Source organism: Cupriavidus sp. SIMBA_020 (genome assembly GCF_046535395.1).
In the GTDB taxonomy this organism is placed as follows: domain Bacteria; phylum Pseudomonadota; class Gammaproteobacteria; order Burkholderiales; family Burkholderiaceae; genus Cupriavidus; species Cupriavidus campinensis.
On sequence record NZ_JAWRWU010001291.1, the window covers coordinates 1 to 249 of the forward strand.

Consider the following 249-nt stretch of genomic DNA (forward strand, 5'->3'; position numbering starts at 1 on the left):
GGTGGAACGGCAACGGCGCCGCGCGGGTATGGCTGCACGATCGCGACGCGGTGCTGCTCGAACGCGCATGCGCGACGCCGACGCTGGGCGAGCTGTCGGCCGCCGGCCATGACGACGATGCGATCCGCATCGCGTGCGACGCCGTCGCGCGGCCACGCGACGCACACGCCCCGTATCACCCAAAAAGACGCCGGCATGCGCCGGCGTTTCCTCCGATCCAACGCGCGATGCTCAGCGCGCGGGATTCAG

General features: G+C 71.5%; 1 protein-coding gene. It reads left to right on the forward strand.

Annotated elements, in window-relative coordinates; translation table 11 throughout:
- A partial coding sequence (locus SB751_RS33670) for an aminoglycoside phosphotransferase family protein (protein WP_410749454.1) occupies positions 1-249 on the forward strand: 249 nt, incomplete at both ends.